Source organism: Phytobacter sp. RSE-02 (assembly GCF_040578655.1).
Taxonomy (GTDB): domain Bacteria; phylum Pseudomonadota; class Gammaproteobacteria; order Enterobacterales; family Enterobacteriaceae; genus Phytobacter; species Phytobacter diazotrophicus.
In genome coordinates, this window is record NZ_JBEULY010000012.1 from 51,070 (window position 1) to 67,353 (window position 16,284).

The following is a 16,284-nucleotide window of genomic DNA, read 5'->3' on the forward strand; positions in this document are numbered from 1 at the left end:
GCGGAGAGACTGTCATGATTGTGACCAGCCTTCAGACCTGGCCTGCCCAGGCCAGTGCGTATCATCCGGTCTTTCGCCGGGCGCTGGAATTTATCGCGCAGCACGATTTTCGACATGAGAAGCCGGGGAAAATCGACATTATTCCGGGAAAACTTTTCTGCCTGTTGCAGGAGATGGACAGCGTGCCATTCAGCGATGCGCGTCCGGAATCACACCGCCAGTTTATCGATATTCAGTACCTCATTTCCGGCCATGAAGTGATGGGAGTGAGCTCGGTGAGTAGCGGTAAACATAGCGTCGTGGAAGACCGTACGCCTGAACAGGACATTCTGTTCTGGCAGGTTAATGAGGATGAAAACCCGGTGACGCTGACCCCGGGTATGTTTGCCATTTTTTTCCCTGATGACATCCACCGCCCGTGCGCCCACCAGCCTGGCGATGCGCCATGCCATCTGCGTAAAGCGGTTATCAAAATTCACCGTGAACTTCTGGAGGAAACGGTATGAGTACTGTGCAATCTCCCGCTGAATCCGTTGTTAAGGCACCTGAACTTTCGCGTCGCCGCTGGGGCATCATCTTCATTCTGTTGCTGGCGGCGGTGGTGAACTATCTGGATCGCGCCAACCTCAGTATCGCCAACACGACGATTTCACAAGAGTTTGGTTTTTCTGCGACCCAAATGGGACTGCTGCTCTCTGCGTTTTTGTGGCCATACGCGCTGGCAAATCTGCCTGCCGGTTGGCTGGTTGACCGCTTTGGTCCGAAAAAGATGTTTACCGGCGCGCTGGGGATGTGGTCGGCAGTGACCTTCCTGATGGGATTTGTTAATACCTATAGCTTCTTCTATGGCCTGCGTATGCTGCTGGGGATTGCGGAATCACCGTTCTTCACCTCCGGCATTAAAATTACCCAGAGCTGGTTCTCGGAAAAAGAGCGCGGTCTGCCTACCTCTATCATCAACACCGGCTCGCAAATTGCGAATGCGATTGCGCCGCCGCTGCTGACCATACTGCTGCTGTGGGTGGGCTGGCGAGGCATGTTTATCGCCGTAGGGTTGTTAGGTCTGCCGTTGATTCTGGCCTGGCTGAAATTTTATCGCGATCCTGATGCGCGTGAAGCGATGCAGATCCACACCGGGCAGGTGACTACCGCCGCATCGGACGAACCAAAAGGGAACTGGGGCACGTTATTTCGCAACAAGACGACCTGGTGCATGATTGCCGGTAACTTCTGCATTATGTTCACCATTTGGGTCTACCTGACCTGGTTGCCGGGATACCTGGAAAAATCCCTTGGCTTTAGCCTGAAACAAACTGGCCTGATCGCCTCGGTGCCTTTCTTCGCCGGGATACTCGGGGTGTTATGTGGCGGTACGCTGTCTGACCGCCTGGTGCGCAGAGGCGTTTCTGCGGTGACGGCGCGTAAGGTTCCGATCGTCTTAGGGGCCGGGATGGCGGCCTGCTTCGTGATGCCGATTCCGTTCGTGAGCGATACCACAACCGCGATTACATTGCTGACGCTGGGCTATTTCTGTTCACAGATGCCTTCCGGTGTTATCTGGACGCTGGCGACGGATATGGCGCCGAAAGGGCAGGTGGCTTCGTTAGGGGCTATTCAGAACTTTGGTGGTTTCCTCGGAGCCGCGCTGGCACCGATCGTCACCGGTATCATTCTGGATGTGACCGGTCAGTTCACCAATGTCTTTATTCTTGGCGGTTGTCTGTTGTTTATGGGCGCCTGTTTCTACGGCTTCTTTGTGCGTAAACCGATTCGTTAACAACGGATTGATACAGGAGAAATGAGAAGCCTGACGGGTAACCGCCGGGCTTTTTTTATTCGCTTGACCCTTCCTGAACGCATTTGCCGGCGGCCTACAAAACGACTGTTTCGCATAATAGCTCCCCCTGCGAGGAGCTATTACGTTTTACGCCAGGTAAAACACCTCTTTAAGCTCTGCGCTTACCGGGCTGTTGTCCGGGTTGGAGGGCATCACATCGCGCATGTGCTTCCACCAGCGCTGGCACACGTCGGTATTGGCCACCGCGTTCCAGCGCTCTTCGGACTCAATTTCTACCGTCGCGAACAACAAGTTACGTTCTTTATCGAGATAAATCGCGTAATGGTGCGCGCCATGTGCTTTCAGCACCGCCTCCAGCTCGGGCCAGATAGGGCTATGGCGACGTTCATACTCTTCGTGTGCATCGGGGTTAACCTGCATCACAAAGGCCTTGCGGATCATAATGCCTCCAGGTAGAGCTCGCGGACTTCGTCGCGGCTTGCGGTGCGTGGGTTGCACGGCGCGCAGGGGTCTGCCAGCGCTTTGTCCAGCCAGCCTTCGATATCCTCTTTGGTGACGCCCAGTTTACTGAAACCAGACGGAATACCTACGCGCGCGCTGAGATCGCGAATCGCCTGAATAGCCGCCATGCTCGCCGCTTCGTCGCTCATGCCACGGGTCTCAACCCCCATTGCCTGCGCGACGCGCGCGAAACGTGCCACGGCATTCGGGCGGTTAAAGTTTTCGATGATCGGCAGCAGGATGGCGTTACAGACGCCATGCGGCAGGTTGTGAGTTGCACCCGGCTGGTGGGCGAGGGCATGCACCAGGCCAAGACCGGCACTGTTAAATGCCATCCCCGCCAGGTACTGGCCAAAGGCCATTTGTTCGCGTGCTTCCAGGTTGTGGCCATCATCGACGGCTTTCGGTAGCCACAGGTTGATCAGGCGAATGGCTTCCAGCGCATTGGCGTCTGTCAGTGGATGGGCACCAATGGAGACAAAGGCTTCGACCGCGTGGGTCAGGGCGTCCATACCGGTTGCGGCAGTGACAGAGGCCGGGATTTCCAGCATCACGCTGGCATCGTCCACGGCAATATCCGGGATGATATTCGGGTCGATGATGACCTCTTTCACCTGGCGGGCGGAGTCGATGATAACCGCGTTGCTGGTCATCTCAGCGGCGGTTCCGGCGGTGGTGTTGATGGCCACCAGGGGGACGCCCGCGTTTTTCACTTTGCCCACGCCGGAATAGGCGGTGGACGGACCTGGGTTGGCGGTGAGGATTTTCACGGCTTTCGCGGTGTCTATCGGGCTACCGCCGCCGAAGGCGATAACGTAATCGCAGCCCGCGGCTTTGTATGCCGCATAGCCTTTTTGCACCAATTCTTCGGTCGGGTTCGGGAAAACCTCATCGAACAGGTGATACGCCATCTGGTGCGCTTTCAGCGCCGCAAACAGGCTATCGAGCAGGCCGAGTTTGACCAGTTGGCCGTCGGTGACAATCAGCGCTTTACCCCACTGTTTGCCTGCGACCAGGTTGACCATATCGCCGATTGCGCCCGCGCCATGCAGGCTGATTTTGGGAAGGGCTAACATAAAGCTCATCATATTCTCCTTAACATTGATTTTGGGAAATCCTGTTCCCCTCACCCTAACCCTCTCCCCAAAGGGGCGAGGGGACTGTCCGGTGCGGCCCAGTACACGGGAGCCAAACAACGGCTCCGCGCGGTTTTCACCCTCTCCCCAAAGGGGCGAGGGGACTGTCCGGTGCGGCCCAGCGCACGGGAGCCAAACAACGGCTCCGCGCGGTTTTCACCCTCTCCCCAAAGGGGCGAGGGGACTGTCCGGTGCGACCCAGCGCACGGGAGCCAAACAACGGCTCCGCGCGGTTTTCACCCTCTCCCCAAAGGGGCGAGGGGACTGTCCGGTGCGGCCCAGTACACGGGAGCTAAACAACGGCTCAGCGCGGTTTTCACCCTCTCCCCAAAGGGGCGAGGGGACTGTCCGGTGCGGCCCAGTGCACGGGAGCTAAACAACGGCTCAGCGCGGTTTTCACCCTCTCCCCTTTGGGGAGAGGGCAGGGGTGAGGGGCAAATTAAATGCGCCTGCGCTGCATGATCCGGCGGTAAATAATCGGCAGTGAAATCACCACGATCAGCATCGCGCCGACGATAATCGACATCACAATCCCCGGTACATTGAGCAGGCTCAGACCAAAGGTCACCAGCCCCATCAGGAAGGCGGCAATCACCACGCCCACCATGCTGCCGGAACCACCAAGAATATTGACGCCGCCCAGCACCGCCATCGTTACCACCGCCAGTTCCCAGCCCATGGCAATCGTTGGGCGGGTACTGCCCAGACGCGAAGTGAGCAGCACAGACGCCAGACCTGCCATCAGGCCCACCAGTGCGAACAGAATCAGGTTGTGGCGTTTCACATTGATACCGGAATACCACGCACCGGTTGGGTTATTGCCGATGGCGTAAGTGCGGCGACCAAAGTTGGTGCGATGCAAGACAAAGGCGAAAACTGCGGCAAGCACAATAAACAGCGCAAACTCGAAGGACAGCGCGCCGAAGACATAGCCCTGGCCGAACCAGGCGAAACTCTCCGGATACGCATTGAGCGCCTGATCGCCGAGCAGGATGTAAGTGATGCCGCGGTACAGACTCATGGTGCCGATGGTGATAACGATGGAGGAGAGGTTAAAACGCGTCACCAGGAAGCCATTGAACAAGCCGCACAGCAACCCCACGCCCAGTCCCACGCAGACCAGCAGTGCGGTATCCATACCTGCGGCGGCGCAAAAGCCCATTACCGTTGAGCTGAGCGCCATGGTGGAGGCCACCGACAGGTCAATCTCACGGGCGATAATCAGCATCGCCATTGGCAACACGATGATCGCTTTTTCCGTGAAGTTGAAGGTCGCGTCGGACAAGTTCCAGATATTAAGGAAATAGGGTGACGCCAGGGCGTTAGCGATAAACACCGCGAGGGTCACCGCCAGCAAAAAGCCTTCCCAGCACATCAGACGCTGCCAGAACGGGGTGGCGGTGGGAACGCTTTTCATGGCGTCGGAAGTCAGCATTTTTGTCATGATTTCACCGCCAGTTTTTGTCGGGCCAGGGCCGCATCGCGCAGGATTAAACGCCCTTTACGCTTGTTGCCACGTTCATTGAGCAGAACCGCAATGACAATCACCGAACCGGAAATCGCCATCTGCCAGAAGGGGGAAATACCGATGACCGGTAGCGCATTGTTGATAACGCCAAGGAACAGCGCGCCCAACAAACATCCCAGCACGCGGCCTGTGCCGCCCATGGTGCTGATGCCGCCAATCACACAGGCTGCCACGACCTGCAGTTCAAAACCGTTAGCCACATCGACATACGCCACGGCGAAGCGGGAAATCCACAAATAACCACAGAACCCCGCCAGCGCACCGGACAGACAGAAACTGACGAACTGCATTTTCCCGGCGTTGATCCCGGTGTAATACGCCGCCGTGGCGTTGCCGCCTGCGGTGTAGAGTGCGCGCCCTGTCCGGCTGTAGCGCAGGAAGTAACCCACCACAAACAGCGCGGCGATGGCGCACCAGCTCAGTAACGGCAACCCGAGCAGCGACGAGCGCGGCAGACCGAGGAAATCGGCGCTCATCTGGTGGGAGTTAATCCAGCCGCCGTCAGAGAGCAAAAAGATGATGCCGCGATAGATGCTCATTGTGCCGAGCGTTACCACAATCGCCGGAATCCCCATCTTCCAGACCAGCAGGCCGTTGATGATGCCCATCACCAGACCGAGCGCGGTGGCCAGAATTAGCAGCGCCCAGACCGGAATATCCGGATGGTGGAAGTTGAGCAGCGCGACGATCATCCCGGTCAGCGCGAGGTTGGCTGCCATTGACAAATCAATGCCTTTGGTCAGCAGAACCATCATCTGCCCAAGCGCAAGGATGATAAGAATGGAGGTGTCGTTAAACATCTCCACCAGGTTGCCGGGGCCGATAAACGACGGCACGCGGCTGCCGATGGCGAGCACCATCAGCACGATAACCCCGCCCAGCAGGGCCTCGCGGTGTTTCAGGAGTTGTTGCCACATTATGCTGCCTCCTTACCGGCGCCGCTGGCAGCGCTGACGATGGTTTCCGCCGTGGCTTCCCCGGCCTGATATTCAGCGACCATGAGCCCTTCGTGCATCACGATGATTCGGTCGGCCATGCCCATCACTTCCGGCAGTTCCGAGGAGACCATAATCACCGCCAGCCCGTGGGAGACCAGTTCGGACATAAACTGGTGCACCGCCGCTTTCGAGCCGATGTCGATGCCTTTGGTCGGTTCGTCGAGGATGATCACGTCCGGGTGGGTGGCGAGCCATTTGCCGATCACCACCTTCTGTTGGTTACCGCCAGAGAGGGTTTCGACCGCCTGTTTCCAGCTAAAGGCTTTCACCTGCAGTCGTTTGGCGTATTCGTCCGCCAGCGCCCACTCTTTGGCGTCGTTGAGCACGCCATTGGGGTTGAGTTTGCCAAGCTGCGGCAGGCTGATGTTCTGGGCGATAGGCAATTCAATAATCGCCCCCTGCTTTTGCCGCTCTTCCGGCACACAGACAATCCCGGCCTGAATGGCATCGGCGGGCTGCTTGAAATGGACCGCTTTGCCGTTCAGGACTATCTCGCCCGAAGACGGGCGCGAGACGCCGGAAAGCGCCTGCATCAGTTCGGTACGACCGGCGCCCACCAGACCGTAGAAGCCGAGGATCTCCCCTTTACGCAAAGAGAAATCAATATGGGCAAATTCGGTCGGGTGGCAGAGGTCTTTGACTTCCAGCACCGTTTCGCCCATCTCGCAGGACACTTTCGGGTAGGTCTGGGTAATGGAACGCCCTACCATCATCGCCACCATCCGTTCTTCGGTGATCTCCTGCATGGCGCCGGAGCCGATCCATACGCCGTCGCGCAGAATGGTGTAGTGATCCGCCAGTTCGAAGATTTCATCAAACTTGTGCGAGATAAACAGAATGGCTTTGCCCTCTTGTTTTAAGCGCTCAACGATTTGATAAAACTCCAGAATCTCGTGCTGTGAGAGGGCGGCGGTCGGTTCGTCGAGGATGACCACCTGCGCTTCAAACGACAGCGCACGGGCAATCGCCACCATATGGCGCTGGGCGATACTCAGCGTCTTGAGCGTGGCGCGCGGATCAATCTGCACTTCCAGGCGGGTCAGAATATCCCGCGCTTTCTGGTGCATGGCAGGCCAGTCGAGTTTTTTCAGCAGGCCTTTATAGATGTACTGACCAACGAAAATATTCTCCGTGACGGACAGTTCGTCGAACAGCACGGTTTCCTGGTGTATGGCGGTAATCCCCACCTTATGCGCTGATTCCGGGGTCGGAAGCTGGATGGGAATAGCTTTGTAGAGAATTTCGCCCTCTTCAGGCTGGTAAATACCGGTCATGACTTTGACCAGCGTGGACTTGCCCGCGCCATTTTCACCGATAAGCGCGGTGACTTTGCCGGGCCAGAGGTCGAGCTGTACGTTCTCAAGGGCACGCACACCAGGGAAAACCTTGGTGATGCCTTTGAGCGACAGCAGGGGTGTGGATGCCGTCATGATGTTCTCCATAAAATTCCCCCTCACCCTAACCCTCTCCCCAAAGGGGCGAGGGGACAAACACCCCCTCTCCCTTCCAGGGAGAAGGCCGGGGTGAGGGTATTGGGATTAGAAAATTTTCGAGAACTTATCAATGTTGCTGGCGTCGTAGACGAACGGCTCTGCCATTGCGCCGTTGCCGTCAGCATCCAGCTTCACTTTGCCGAGCTTGCCCATATTGGCCTCGGTTTTCGTCGCTGTCCCTTTCACCAGATCGTCTGCCAGATAAGTTGCGGCATAGCCCAGATCGATCGGGTTCCAGATAGCGAAGCTTTTCGTTGCCCCGGATTTGACTGCACCCGCCATTTCAGACGGCAGGCCCAGACCCGTTACGTACACTTTGCCGATTTTGCCCTGGTCTTTCACCGCCTGCGCGGCGGCCACGATGCCCACCGATGACGGGGAGACAATCACTTTCAGATCCGGATACGATTTCAGCAGACCTACCGCTTCGCGGTAGCTCTTATCAGACAGATCGTCGCCATAGGCAACGGTTACCAGATTGACGGACGGGTACTTCGGCAGCACCTTTTTCATCTCTTCAATCCAGATATTCTGGTTGGTAGAGGTCGGGGTGGCGCTCAGAATAGCCACATCCCCTTTCTCCACATTTAGCGCTTTTAACGCATCAACGGCCAGTTTGACGTTGGTTTCACCAATCAGGGCGTTATTGGACGGGTTCAGGTGGATCTGACGACCCGCTTTTGCCACGCCGGAATCCCAGGAGACTACTTTGATGCCACGCTGCATGGCTTTTTTCAGTACCGGCACCACGGCATCGGGATCGTTGGCGGAAATCGCGATCGCATCCACGCCCTGAGCGATCAGGCCGTTAAGCACTTCGATCTGTGCTTCTGCGGTGGTGGTGGTTGGGCCGGTATAGATGACTTTTACATCGCCTAACTCTTTGGCGGCTTCCTGCGCGCCTGTGTTTGCTGCTTCAAAAAAACCATTTCCCAATGATTTCGCCACGAGAGCGATTTTGACTTCTGCTAATGCGGAACCGGACAACGCCAGGGCGGCAACGGTGAGGATCAAGCTTGCTTTAATTTTCATTGCTTTTACTCCACTGAGTTAGATTCCCGTCGTCTTTCACATTGCAGGTGCGTTGGCGTTCTCACGAACCCCAGCCACTTACTCTTGTAAGCTCCTGGGGATTCGCTGCGACGCCGCCTTCCTGCACTGCGAAATCCATAGGGAATAGATTGTTTGCAGGTAACAGAGTTTCCCCTTCGGATCGTTGCCCGAAGGGGTTATAGGACGTTCTTATTGGTACAGCTCTAACGCACTGGCCAGCGGGGTGACGCCAAAGCGTTTACCCAGCGCGATCAACTCTTCCCGGGTGATGGTCTGTTTCATGCCCCCCATGGAATAGACTTTTACCAGCACTTCTGCGGATTTCTCCGCGGTATCGATGAGACCAAAGGTTTCATCAAGATTGGGGCCGCTGCCGAAGACGCCGTGGAACGGCCACAGCACCAGCGAATGCTTGCTCATCTCTTTTGCGGTAGCCTGGCCGATTTCATCAGTACCCGGCACCATCCACGGCAGAATGCCGACGCCATCCGGGAAGACCACCAGACACTCGGTACTGCCTTCCCACAGCTTGCGGGTAATAAGATCGGTTGTGTTTTCCAGTACATAGGTCAGCGCGATCAGGTTCGTGGCATGGCAATGCATGATGACACGATCTTTGCCGTTGGTAGCTTTGATGCGTTCACAGTGTGACAGGAAGTGCGCCGGCAGCTCAGAGGTTGGCACCGCGTCGTTCGTCAGCCCCCACAGGATGTGGTAGCCCGCGCCGTCGCTGTCCACTTTGACCACGCCGAGGTTAGCGGCCGGGTCGAGCTGGACGTTACGGAAGAATTTGCCGGAACCGGTGACGATAAACGCGGTGTTCGCCAGTAACGGCATTGGCTGACTGAGCGCGATATAGCGCGGTTCGGCGTGGAAATCGGCTTCGTACGGGGCAATATCAGCCGCGTCCAGACGCAGCGTCAGGTTGCCGCCGTTGCGTTCGTCCCAGCCTTTCAGCCAGGCATCGCTGGTGGCTTTGATCATGCCCTGAGTGAACCAGGCGTTAATAATGTTCTGCATAGTCTTATGGTTCCTTTAATTCGGTGCGGGGTTCTCCCCTCACCCTAACCCTCTCCCCAAAGGGGCGAGGGAACTGTTTGGTTTTCTCCCTCTCTGCCCAAAGGGGTGAGGGAACTGTTCGGTTTTCTCCCTCTCCCTTTTAGGGAGAGGGTCGGGGTGAGGGTTTACCCGCGTAGACTCAATACATCTTTCTCATACGCCCGCACGCTCTCCAGCCACTGGCTACCGGCCGGGGTGTCGTGACGCTGACAATACATTTCCCACACGGCCTGCCACGGTAAGCATTTCTGCTCTTCCAGCAGCGCCAGACGGGCGGTGTAATCGCCATCGGCTTCCAGTTGACGCAACTGTTCGGTTGGCTCCAGCAGGGCGCGCAGCAGGGCTTTTTTCATGTTGCGGGTGCCAATTACCCATGCGGCGATACGGTTGATAGAAGCGTCGAAGAAATCCAGGCCGATGTGCACGCGGTCAAACAGGTTGTGGCGAATGATCTCGCTGGCGATGGCCTGCGTTTCATCATCCAGCAGCACCACATGGTCGCTGTCCCAGCGCACCGGGCGGCTGACGTGCAGCAGTAGACGTGGCACATACAGCATGGCGGCGGAAATCTTGTCGGAAATGACTTCGGTCGGGTGGAAGTGCCCCGCATCCAGACACAGAGCAGTCTGGCGGCTGGTGGCGTAACCCATATAGAACTCGTTTGAGCCCACGGTGTAGCTTTCAGCGCCGATGCCGAACAGTTTGCTTTCAACGGCGTCGATGTGATGCGCCAGATCGAACTTCTCGCTCAGCGCTTCATCCAGCGCGTCCATCAGACGTTTGCGCGGCGCCAGGCGATCAACGGTGACATCTTTCATGCCGTCCGGTACCCAGATATTCATTACCGATGGCGTGCCCAGTTGCTCGCCAAAGTACGCCGAGATGCGGCGGCTGGCTTTCACGTGGTCAATCCAGAACTGACGAATGTCATCGTTCGCGTGAGAGAGGGTGAAACCGTCTGCGCTCATCGGGTGTGAAAAACAGGACGGGTTGAAATCCAGCCCCAGTTTGTTGGCTTTTGCCCACTCGACCCAGTTTTTGAAGTGCTCAGGCTTGATCGCGTCGCGACTGACCGATGGACCCGCTTCGTGGTACATCGCGTGCAAGTTAAGGCGCTTCGGACCGGGGATCAGGCTCAGGGCCTGCTCCAGATCGGCACGCAACTCCTGAGGGTTGCGTGCTTTGCCCGGATAGTTGCCGGTCGCCTGGATACCGCCGGTGAGCGCGCCTTCCGGGTTTTCAAAACCGGCGACATCGTCGCCCTGCCAGCAGTGCATGGAAACCGGCAGCCTGTCGAGCTGGCGCAGGGCCTCTTCGACATCAATGCCTACAGCGGCAAAGCGCTGTTTAGCGAGTTCCCAGGCGTGTTCAAGTTGAGTGGTCATGCGCAAAGCTCCTTTGTCTGTCGTTTCTGCTGAAACCGCACGACGTTGCGGGCAATTTCATTGTCAGGATTGGGTGTAAAGGTGGTCAGCGCGTAACTCGCGGCAACCACGTCACGGAAAGTGTCGACACTGCTCAGTTCGTTCAGCGTCATGAGTTGTACGCCGATATTGCCCAGCGTGGAGGCTTCAATCGGGCCTGCGATGACGGGCAGGCCGCAGGCATCGGCACAGAGCTGGTTTAAGAGCTGGTTCTGGCAGCCGCCGCCAACGATATGCAACTGGGTAAAGGGCTGACCACGCAGGTCCGCCAGTTCACCGAGAATGTCTGCATACAGCAGCGCCAGGCTGTCGAAAATGCAGCGGGCCAGTTCGGCGTCGCTCTGCGGTACCGGCTGGTTGCTTTCCCGACAGGCGGCCTGGATCTCTTCGCACATGTTCTGCGGATTGATAAAACGCGCGTCGTTTGGGTTAATCACGAAACGACAGGAGGGCAGCGCGCGAGCGCCGGCGATCAGGGCGGGCAAATCGGTAATGTCGCGCTCTTTCAGAACGCGTTGCAGCAGCCACAGCCCCATGATGTTTTTCAGCACGCGATAGCGCCCTTCCGCCCCGCCTTCGTTGGTGATATTGGCGGCCAGTGCCTCGTCGCTGGTGTAGGGCGTGGTACTTTCAAAGCCCATCAGCGACCAGGTGCCGGAAGAGAGATAGGCGGCACTGGCATTTTTCAGCGGTGAAGCGATGACCGCGCTGGCGGTATCGTGGCTGGCGACTGCAACCACCGGAATATTGGTACCCTGCGGGCTTTGCCAGTGGCCAATCACATTGCCCGGGTGGGTCGGTGTACCGAACCAGCAGGCGGGCACGCCCGCCCAGTTGAGCAGCGTGGTATCCCAGTTATCGCTGTCGATGTTCACCAGTTGCGTGGTGGTGGCGTTGGTGTATTCCCAGTTCAGATTGCCGGTCAGACGAAAACTGAAATAGTCGGGTATCAGCAGCGCATGGTCGGCAGCGGCCACGATTTCCGGCTGTTGCTGGGCCAGCGCGCGCAACTGATAAAGCGTGTTAAAGGGTAAAAACTGAATGCCGCTGCGACGGTAAATATCGGCTTTGCCAGGCTGCTCAAAGGCAGTGGCCATGATGCCATCCGTGCGAAGGTCGCGGTAAGAGACCGGTAAGCCAACACGCTTACCCTGTTTGTCGATCAAAACATAATCCACACCCCAGGTGTCGATACCGATACTGTCGATGGTGACACCCTGCGCACAGGCTTTTTCCAGACCCAGGCGAATTTCATCTTCCAGGGTATCGATATCCCAGCAGTCGAAACCGTTATTTTTTTCCAGGTAGTTGGCGAAGCGATGAACTTCACGCAGCGTGAGCGTTCGCTGTTCTGTCGCGTAGCAGGCCAGCATTACACGCCCGCTGGAGGCGCCTAAATCAACGGCGACACAATGGCGAAATGTCATGATGGGGTCCTTGTGAGAGTTATTGCCCCCAGTCTAAAAAAAGGACCTCGCGGTAACCTTCTTGTTAATGACATCCCCAGGAAGTGGCTGGCAAGAAAGCAAAGATGAAAGTGAGGCAGTTCACAGTTTCTGATAAACCCGTGTGGTTTGCGGGGTGTGACCAGGGCGACAATTCCTGAACTTTCCGACCCTTTCTTGAAAATCTGACAGGCTTTACCTGTTTTACGGTCAAAAATTCAAGGTGCGAATTGCCGTGCTTAATTACTATTTTGAGAACACTTCTCATTGGTATGTGAGGCAATCATGACCGTATTACACAGCGTGGATTTCTTTCCTTCTGGCACAACGCCTGTCGCTATTGAGCCGCGTCTGCCGCAGGCTGCGTTTCCGGAACATCATCATGATTTTCACGAAATTGTGATTGTTGAACACGGTACCGGCATCCATGTTTTTAATGGGCAGTCCTATACCATCAGTGGGGGAACCGTCTGCTTTGTCCGCGACCACGACAGACACCTATATGAACATACTGACAATCTGTGCCTGACCAATGTGCTCTATCGTTCGCCGGATGCGTTTACGTTTCTGGCGGGGTTGAACGCGCTGCTGCCGCAGGAGCAAGACGGTCACTATCCGTCGCACTGGCGCGTCAATCAGTGCGTACTGCAACAGGTACGTGAGATCATCGGCCAGATGGAAGCAGTGGGTGAGGAGATGGACATGGCGACCACAGCCAACCGTGAAATCCTGTTTATGCAGTTGCTGGTTCTGCTGCGTAAAAGCAGCCTGGCGGAAGGGGCGATGAGTAATGATGCACGCCTCAACCAACTGATCTCCTGGCTTGAAGATCACTTTGCCGAAGAGGTCTGCTGGGAGTCGCTGGCGGATCAGTTCACCCTGTCGCTGCGCACATTGCACCGTCAACTAAAGCAATATACCGGCCTGACGCCGCAGCGTTATCTCAACCGGCTGCGTCTGATTAAGGCGCGCCATATGCTGCGCCACAGCGATGATAGCGTTACAGATATCGCCTTTCGCTGCGGTTTCGGCGACAGTAACCACTTTTCTACCCTGTTTCGCCGGGAATTCGACTGGTCCCCGCGCGATATTCGCCAGGGGCGCGATGTGCAACTGCAATAGCGGTAACGAGAAGGCTATCACCGATTTTTCGCCGAAAATTAGCTAATAGTTATCGGTTGTCTTCGGCCGAGGTGATGTTGTGGGAAGCCAGTTAATTCTTCGTAAAGCGGATTTTTTTCCCCGGGCGGGGCAGGCGGTGGCGGTAGCGGACCGCTATCCGCAAAATGTATTTGCCGAACATACTCACGAGTTTTGCGAACTGGTGCTGGTCTGGCGCGGCAACGGTTTGCATATCCTCAATGACCGTCCCTACCGCATTACCCGTGGCGATCTGTTTTATATCCGCGCGGAAGACAAACACTCCTACGCCTCCGTCAACGATTTGGTGCTGCAAAATATCATCTACTGTCCGGACCGTCTGACCCTTAATCTCGACTGGGCGGGACATATTCCGGGGCTGAGCGGCGAAGAGTGGACGCCGCACTGGCGTCTGGGGAGCACCGGCATGGCCCAGGCAAGACAGGTCATTACCCAACTGGAGCAAGAGAGTAGCAAAGCCGATGCGCTGGCAAACAATATGGCCGAGGTGCTCTTCGCTCAACTGGTGATGACGCTCACACGTCATCGTTTTGCGGTCGACAACCTGGCCGCCACCCATAGCGAAGCCCTGCTCGATAAGTTGATTACCGCGCTTACGGGCAGCCTTAATCGCACTTTCATGCTGGAGCGCTTCTGCGATCAGGAGCAGTGCAGTGAGCGTGCCCTGCGCCAACAATTTCGCGCGCAAACCGGGATGACCATCAATAATTACCTGCGTCAGTTGCGTATTTGCCATGCACAGTATCTATTGCAGCACACGGAATTGCTGATTGGTGAAGTGTCTACGCGCTGTGGCTTTGAAGACAGTAACTATTTCTCGGTCGTTTTTACCCGCGAAACCGGCATGACGCCCAGCCAGTGGCGACAGCGTCATAACGAAGCGGCTTAGGAAGGGCCTGTTCTGCGATAACACAGGACGTTCTCATGATTGTTGCTCAGCTTACTGATATTCACGCCGCGCCGGATAACGACAATCTGGCCCGGCTTGCCCGCGTGCTGGAATGGCTGGAATTTATTCAACCTGACGCGCTGGTGGTCACGGGCGATCTTGTTGATGATGACTGGTTTGCCGGATATGCCGCCATCGCCTCGTTGCTAAAAGGCCAGCCCTGGTCGGTATTTCTGCTGCCGGGGAATGCCGATAACCCTGCCATGATGCGGGCCTGCTGGGAAAGTGACGTCTGGACGCCGGAAGCCCTGCATTTTTCCGTCGGAGTGAAAGGGTTACGCCTTATCGGCATTGATACCACCCTGAAAGGGCAGGCAGAGGGCAGCGTGGTGGAACATCTGCCGTGGCTCGAACGCCAACTGGCGGGTGACGAGGCGATGCCGGCTCTGCTTTTTCTCCATCACCACCTGTTTCTGAGCGGTATTCCCACCATGGATCAGATTATGTGCCGTGGTTCGCACGAATTGGCCACGTTGCTCACCCGCTATCCTGGCCGCACGCTGGCCATTGCGACAGGGCACGTACATCGGCCTATCGGCAGCCAACTGGCGGGCGTACCCGCTTACATTTGCGGTTCCATCTGCCCGGCGAATCCTGCGTGGTTTGGCGGAGAAACGGTGCCGCCGGTGAATGATCCCCCCGCTTTGATGCTCCACCGTTTTTATGATGGCCAGTTAACCAGCCACTTCATTTGTGTGTAGCGTTGGGCGATCTTTTTTCGTCAGTCGCTGCGCTATGCCTCTTGTCGCCACGGGTTCATAACAGAATGTTATAACCATATTAAAACTACGGCATTGATAAACATTTTCAATATCATTTAACTAACTATAATGAACCAACTGATTACGCGGCGTTAACATACCTGCCGCCCGACAATAATGGAGATTAGTATGAGCTATACACTGCCATCCCTGCCTTACGCGTACGATGCACTTGAACCTCATTTCGACAAGCAGACGATGGAAATCCATCACACTAAACACCACCAGACTTATGTAAACAATGCGAACGCAGCGCTGGAAAGCCTGCCAGAATTCGCCAGTCTGTCTGCTGAAGAGCTGATCACCAAACTGGACCAACTGCCGGCTGACAAAAAAACCGTACTGCGTAACAACGCGGGCGGCCATGCTAACCACAGCTTCTTCTGGAAAGGCCTGAAAAAAGGCACCACCCTGCAGGGCGACCTGAAAGCGGCTATCGAACGTGACTTCGGTTCCGTTGACAACTTCAAAGCTGAATTCGAAAAAGCAGCGGCTACCCGCTTTGGTTCTGGTTGGGCGTGGCTGGTGCTGAAAGGCGACAAACTGGCTGTGGTGTCTACTGCTAACCAGGACTCCCCGCTGATGGGTGAAGCGATTTCCGGCGCATCCGGCTTCCCGATCGTGGGCCTGGACGTGTGGGAACACGCTTACTACCTGAAATTCCAGAACCGCCGCCCGGACTACATCAAAGAGTTCTGGAACGTGGTGAACTGGGATGAAGCGGCGGCACGTTTCGCTGCGAAGGAATAATTTTATTTAGCCCGTTCTTACGGGCAAACCAGGCCCCTGCTGGCATCGTCAGCGGGGGTTTTTTTATGCCTGCTGGTCAGGTTTTGAAATAAAAAGAAACATATATCCAATAAAAATGAAATATTGTTTTGATTTTGTATGGGGGATCACTTTTCTGAGTGTGACGACGCTCTAACATTTTGCCATCAGCGCTGGAAACGCCCGATCAGAGGGGGTGATGGCGCACAA

At 56.3% G+C, this 16,284-nt stretch carries 15 protein-coding genes; 6 read left to right on the forward strand and 9 right to left on the reverse strand.

Annotated elements, in window-relative coordinates:
- Positions 1–14: 14 nt before the first annotated feature.
- Positions 15–506: a YhcH/YjgK/YiaL family protein gene (locus tag ABU190_RS21130; RefSeq protein WP_125125592.1), complete on the forward strand. Its 492-nt coding sequence runs from the start codon at positions 15–17 to the stop codon at positions 504–506.
- Positions 503–1,777, forward strand: a complete 1,275-nt coding sequence (locus ABU190_RS21135; RefSeq protein ID WP_039077332.1) for an MFS transporter — start codon at positions 503–505, stop codon at positions 1,775–1,777. The genes ABU190_RS21130 and ABU190_RS21135 overlap by 4 nt, the downstream gene beginning before the upstream one ends.
- A 147-nt stretch (positions 1,778–1,924) precedes the next feature.
- Here ABU190_RS21135 and rhaM read toward each other — a convergent pair whose 3' ends face one another.
- The 9 genes from rhaM to rhaB form a co-directional block, all read right to left on the reverse strand.
- Positions 1,925–2,239, reverse strand: coding sequence for an L-rhamnose mutarotase (rhaM, locus tag ABU190_RS21140; protein WP_354692304.1), 315 nt, complete (start codon positions 2,237–2,239; stop codon positions 1,925–1,927).
- Positions 2,236–3,384, reverse strand: coding sequence for a lactaldehyde reductase (gene fucO / locus ABU190_RS21145; RefSeq protein ID WP_354692344.1), 1,149 nt, complete (start codon positions 3,382–3,384; stop codon positions 2,236–2,238). The genes rhaM and fucO overlap by 4 nt, the downstream gene beginning before the upstream one ends.
- Before the next feature lie 490 nt (positions 3,385–3,874).
- Positions 3,875–4,879 carry an ABC transporter permease gene (locus ABU190_RS21150; protein ID WP_354692305.1) on the reverse strand — a complete coding sequence of 335 codons (1,005 nt, stop codon included), beginning with the start codon at positions 4,877–4,879 and terminating at the stop codon, positions 3,875–3,877.
- Positions 4,876–5,880, reverse strand: a complete 1,005-nt coding sequence (locus tag ABU190_RS21155; protein ID WP_039077328.1) for an ABC transporter permease — start codon at positions 5,878–5,880, stop codon at positions 4,876–4,878. Before ABU190_RS21155 ends, ABU190_RS21150 begins: the two co-directional genes overlap by 4 nt.
- Complete coding sequence (locus tag ABU190_RS21160; protein ID WP_354692306.1) at positions 5,880–7,391, reverse strand: sugar ABC transporter ATP-binding protein; 1,512 nt, start codon at positions 7,389–7,391, stop codon at positions 5,880–5,882. The genes ABU190_RS21155 and ABU190_RS21160 overlap by 1 nt, the downstream gene beginning before the upstream one ends.
- A 108-nt stretch (positions 7,392–7,499) precedes the next feature.
- The gene (rhaS, locus tag ABU190_RS21165) at positions 7,500–8,486 is read right to left on the reverse strand and encodes a rhamnose ABC transporter substrate-binding protein (RefSeq protein WP_071194790.1); all 987 of its coding nucleotides are present in this window, start codon (positions 8,484–8,486) and stop codon (positions 7,500–7,502) included.
- 210 nt (positions 8,487–8,696) lie between these two features.
- A complete protein-coding gene (gene rhaD, locus ABU190_RS21170) occupies positions 8,697–9,527 on the reverse strand; it encodes a rhamnulose-1-phosphate aldolase (protein WP_354692307.1) in 831 nt (276 codons plus the stop codon).
- 164 nt (positions 9,528–9,691) lie between these two features.
- Complete coding sequence (gene rhaA / locus ABU190_RS21175) at positions 9,692–10,951, reverse strand: L-rhamnose isomerase (protein ID WP_039077325.1); 1,260 nt, start codon at positions 10,949–10,951, stop codon at positions 9,692–9,694.
- The gene (gene rhaB / locus ABU190_RS21180; protein WP_354692308.1) at positions 10,948–12,417 is read right to left on the reverse strand and encodes a rhamnulokinase; all 1,470 of its coding nucleotides are present in this window, start codon (positions 12,415–12,417) and stop codon (positions 10,948–10,950) included. The genes rhaA and rhaB overlap by 4 nt, the downstream gene beginning before the upstream one ends.
- 303 nt (positions 12,418–12,720) lie before the next feature.
- On the opposite strand from rhaB, the gene rhaS (ABU190_RS21185) reads away from it, so the two are divergent.
- The 4 genes from rhaS (ABU190_RS21185) to sodA all read left to right on the forward strand — a co-directional run bounded on the left by rhaS (ABU190_RS21185) (position 12,721) and on the right by sodA (position 16,056).
- Positions 12,721–13,557 (forward strand): HTH-type transcriptional activator RhaS, encoded by an 837-nt coding sequence (gene rhaS, locus ABU190_RS21185; RefSeq protein ID WP_271850476.1) that lies wholly within the window; start codon positions 12,721–12,723, stop codon positions 13,555–13,557.
- 79 nt (positions 13,558–13,636) lie between these two features.
- Positions 13,637–14,485 carry an HTH-type transcriptional activator RhaR gene (rhaR, locus tag ABU190_RS21190; RefSeq protein ID WP_354692309.1) on the forward strand — a complete coding sequence of 283 codons (849 nt, stop codon included), beginning with the start codon at positions 13,637–13,639 and terminating at the stop codon, positions 14,483–14,485.
- A gap of 35 nt (positions 14,486–14,520) precedes the next feature.
- On the forward strand, positions 14,521–15,246 hold the full coding sequence (locus ABU190_RS21195) for a metallophosphoesterase (RefSeq protein WP_354692310.1): 726 nt from the start codon (positions 14,521–14,523) through the stop codon (positions 15,244–15,246).
- A gap of 189 nt (positions 15,247–15,435) precedes the next feature.
- A complete protein-coding gene (gene sodA / locus ABU190_RS21200) occupies positions 15,436–16,056 on the forward strand; it encodes a superoxide dismutase [Mn] (protein WP_354692311.1) in 621 nt (206 codons plus the stop codon).
- Positions 16,057–16,284: the final 228 nt, after the last annotated feature.

Excerpts from the sequence above, each read along its gene's own strand:
- ABU190_RS21195 (WP_354692310.1), top strand. The coding sequence starts at position 14,521 with ATGATTGTTGCTCAGCTTACTGATATTCACGCCGCGCCGGATAACGAC.
- ABU190_RS21150 (WP_354692305.1), bottom strand. The coding sequence starts at position 4,879 with ATGACAAAAATGCTGACTTCCGACGCCATGAAAAGCGTTCCCACCGCC.
- sodA (WP_354692311.1), top strand. The coding sequence starts at position 15,436 with ATGAGCTATACACTGCCATCCCTGCCTTACGCGTACGATGCACTTGAA.
- rhaA (WP_039077325.1), bottom strand. The coding sequence starts at position 10,951 with ATGACCACTCAACTTGAACACGCCTGGGAACTCGCTAAACAGCGCTTT.
- fucO (WP_354692344.1), bottom strand. The coding sequence starts at position 3,384 with ATGAGCTTTATGTTAGCCCTTCCCAAAATCAGCCTGCATGGCGCGGGC.
- rhaS (WP_271850476.1), top strand. The coding sequence starts at position 12,721 with ATGACCGTATTACACAGCGTGGATTTCTTTCCTTCTGGCACAACGCCT.
- rhaD (WP_354692307.1), bottom strand. The coding sequence starts at position 9,527 with ATGCAGAACATTATTAACGCCTGGTTCACTCAGGGCATGATCAAAGCC.
- ABU190_RS21135 (WP_039077332.1), top strand. The coding sequence starts at position 503 with ATGAGTACTGTGCAATCTCCCGCTGAATCCGTTGTTAAGGCACCTGAA.
- rhaB (WP_354692308.1), bottom strand. The coding sequence starts at position 12,417 with ATGACATTTCGCCATTGTGTCGCCGTTGATTTAGGCGCCTCCAGCGGG.
- ABU190_RS21160 (WP_354692306.1), bottom strand. The coding sequence starts at position 7,391 with ATGACGGCATCCACACCCCTGCTGTCGCTCAAAGGCATCACCAAGGTT.
- rhaS (WP_071194790.1), bottom strand. The coding sequence starts at position 8,486 with ATGAAAATTAAAGCAAGCTTGATCCTCACCGTTGCCGCCCTGGCGTTG.
- ABU190_RS21130 (WP_125125592.1), top strand. The coding sequence starts at position 15 with ATGATTGTGACCAGCCTTCAGACCTGGCCTGCCCAGGCCAGTGCGTAT.
- rhaM (WP_354692304.1), bottom strand. The coding sequence starts at position 2,239 with ATGATCCGCAAGGCCTTTGTGATGCAGGTTAACCCCGATGCACACGAA.
- ABU190_RS21155 (WP_039077328.1), bottom strand. The coding sequence starts at position 5,880 with ATGTGGCAACAACTCCTGAAACACCGCGAGGCCCTGCTGGGCGGGGTT.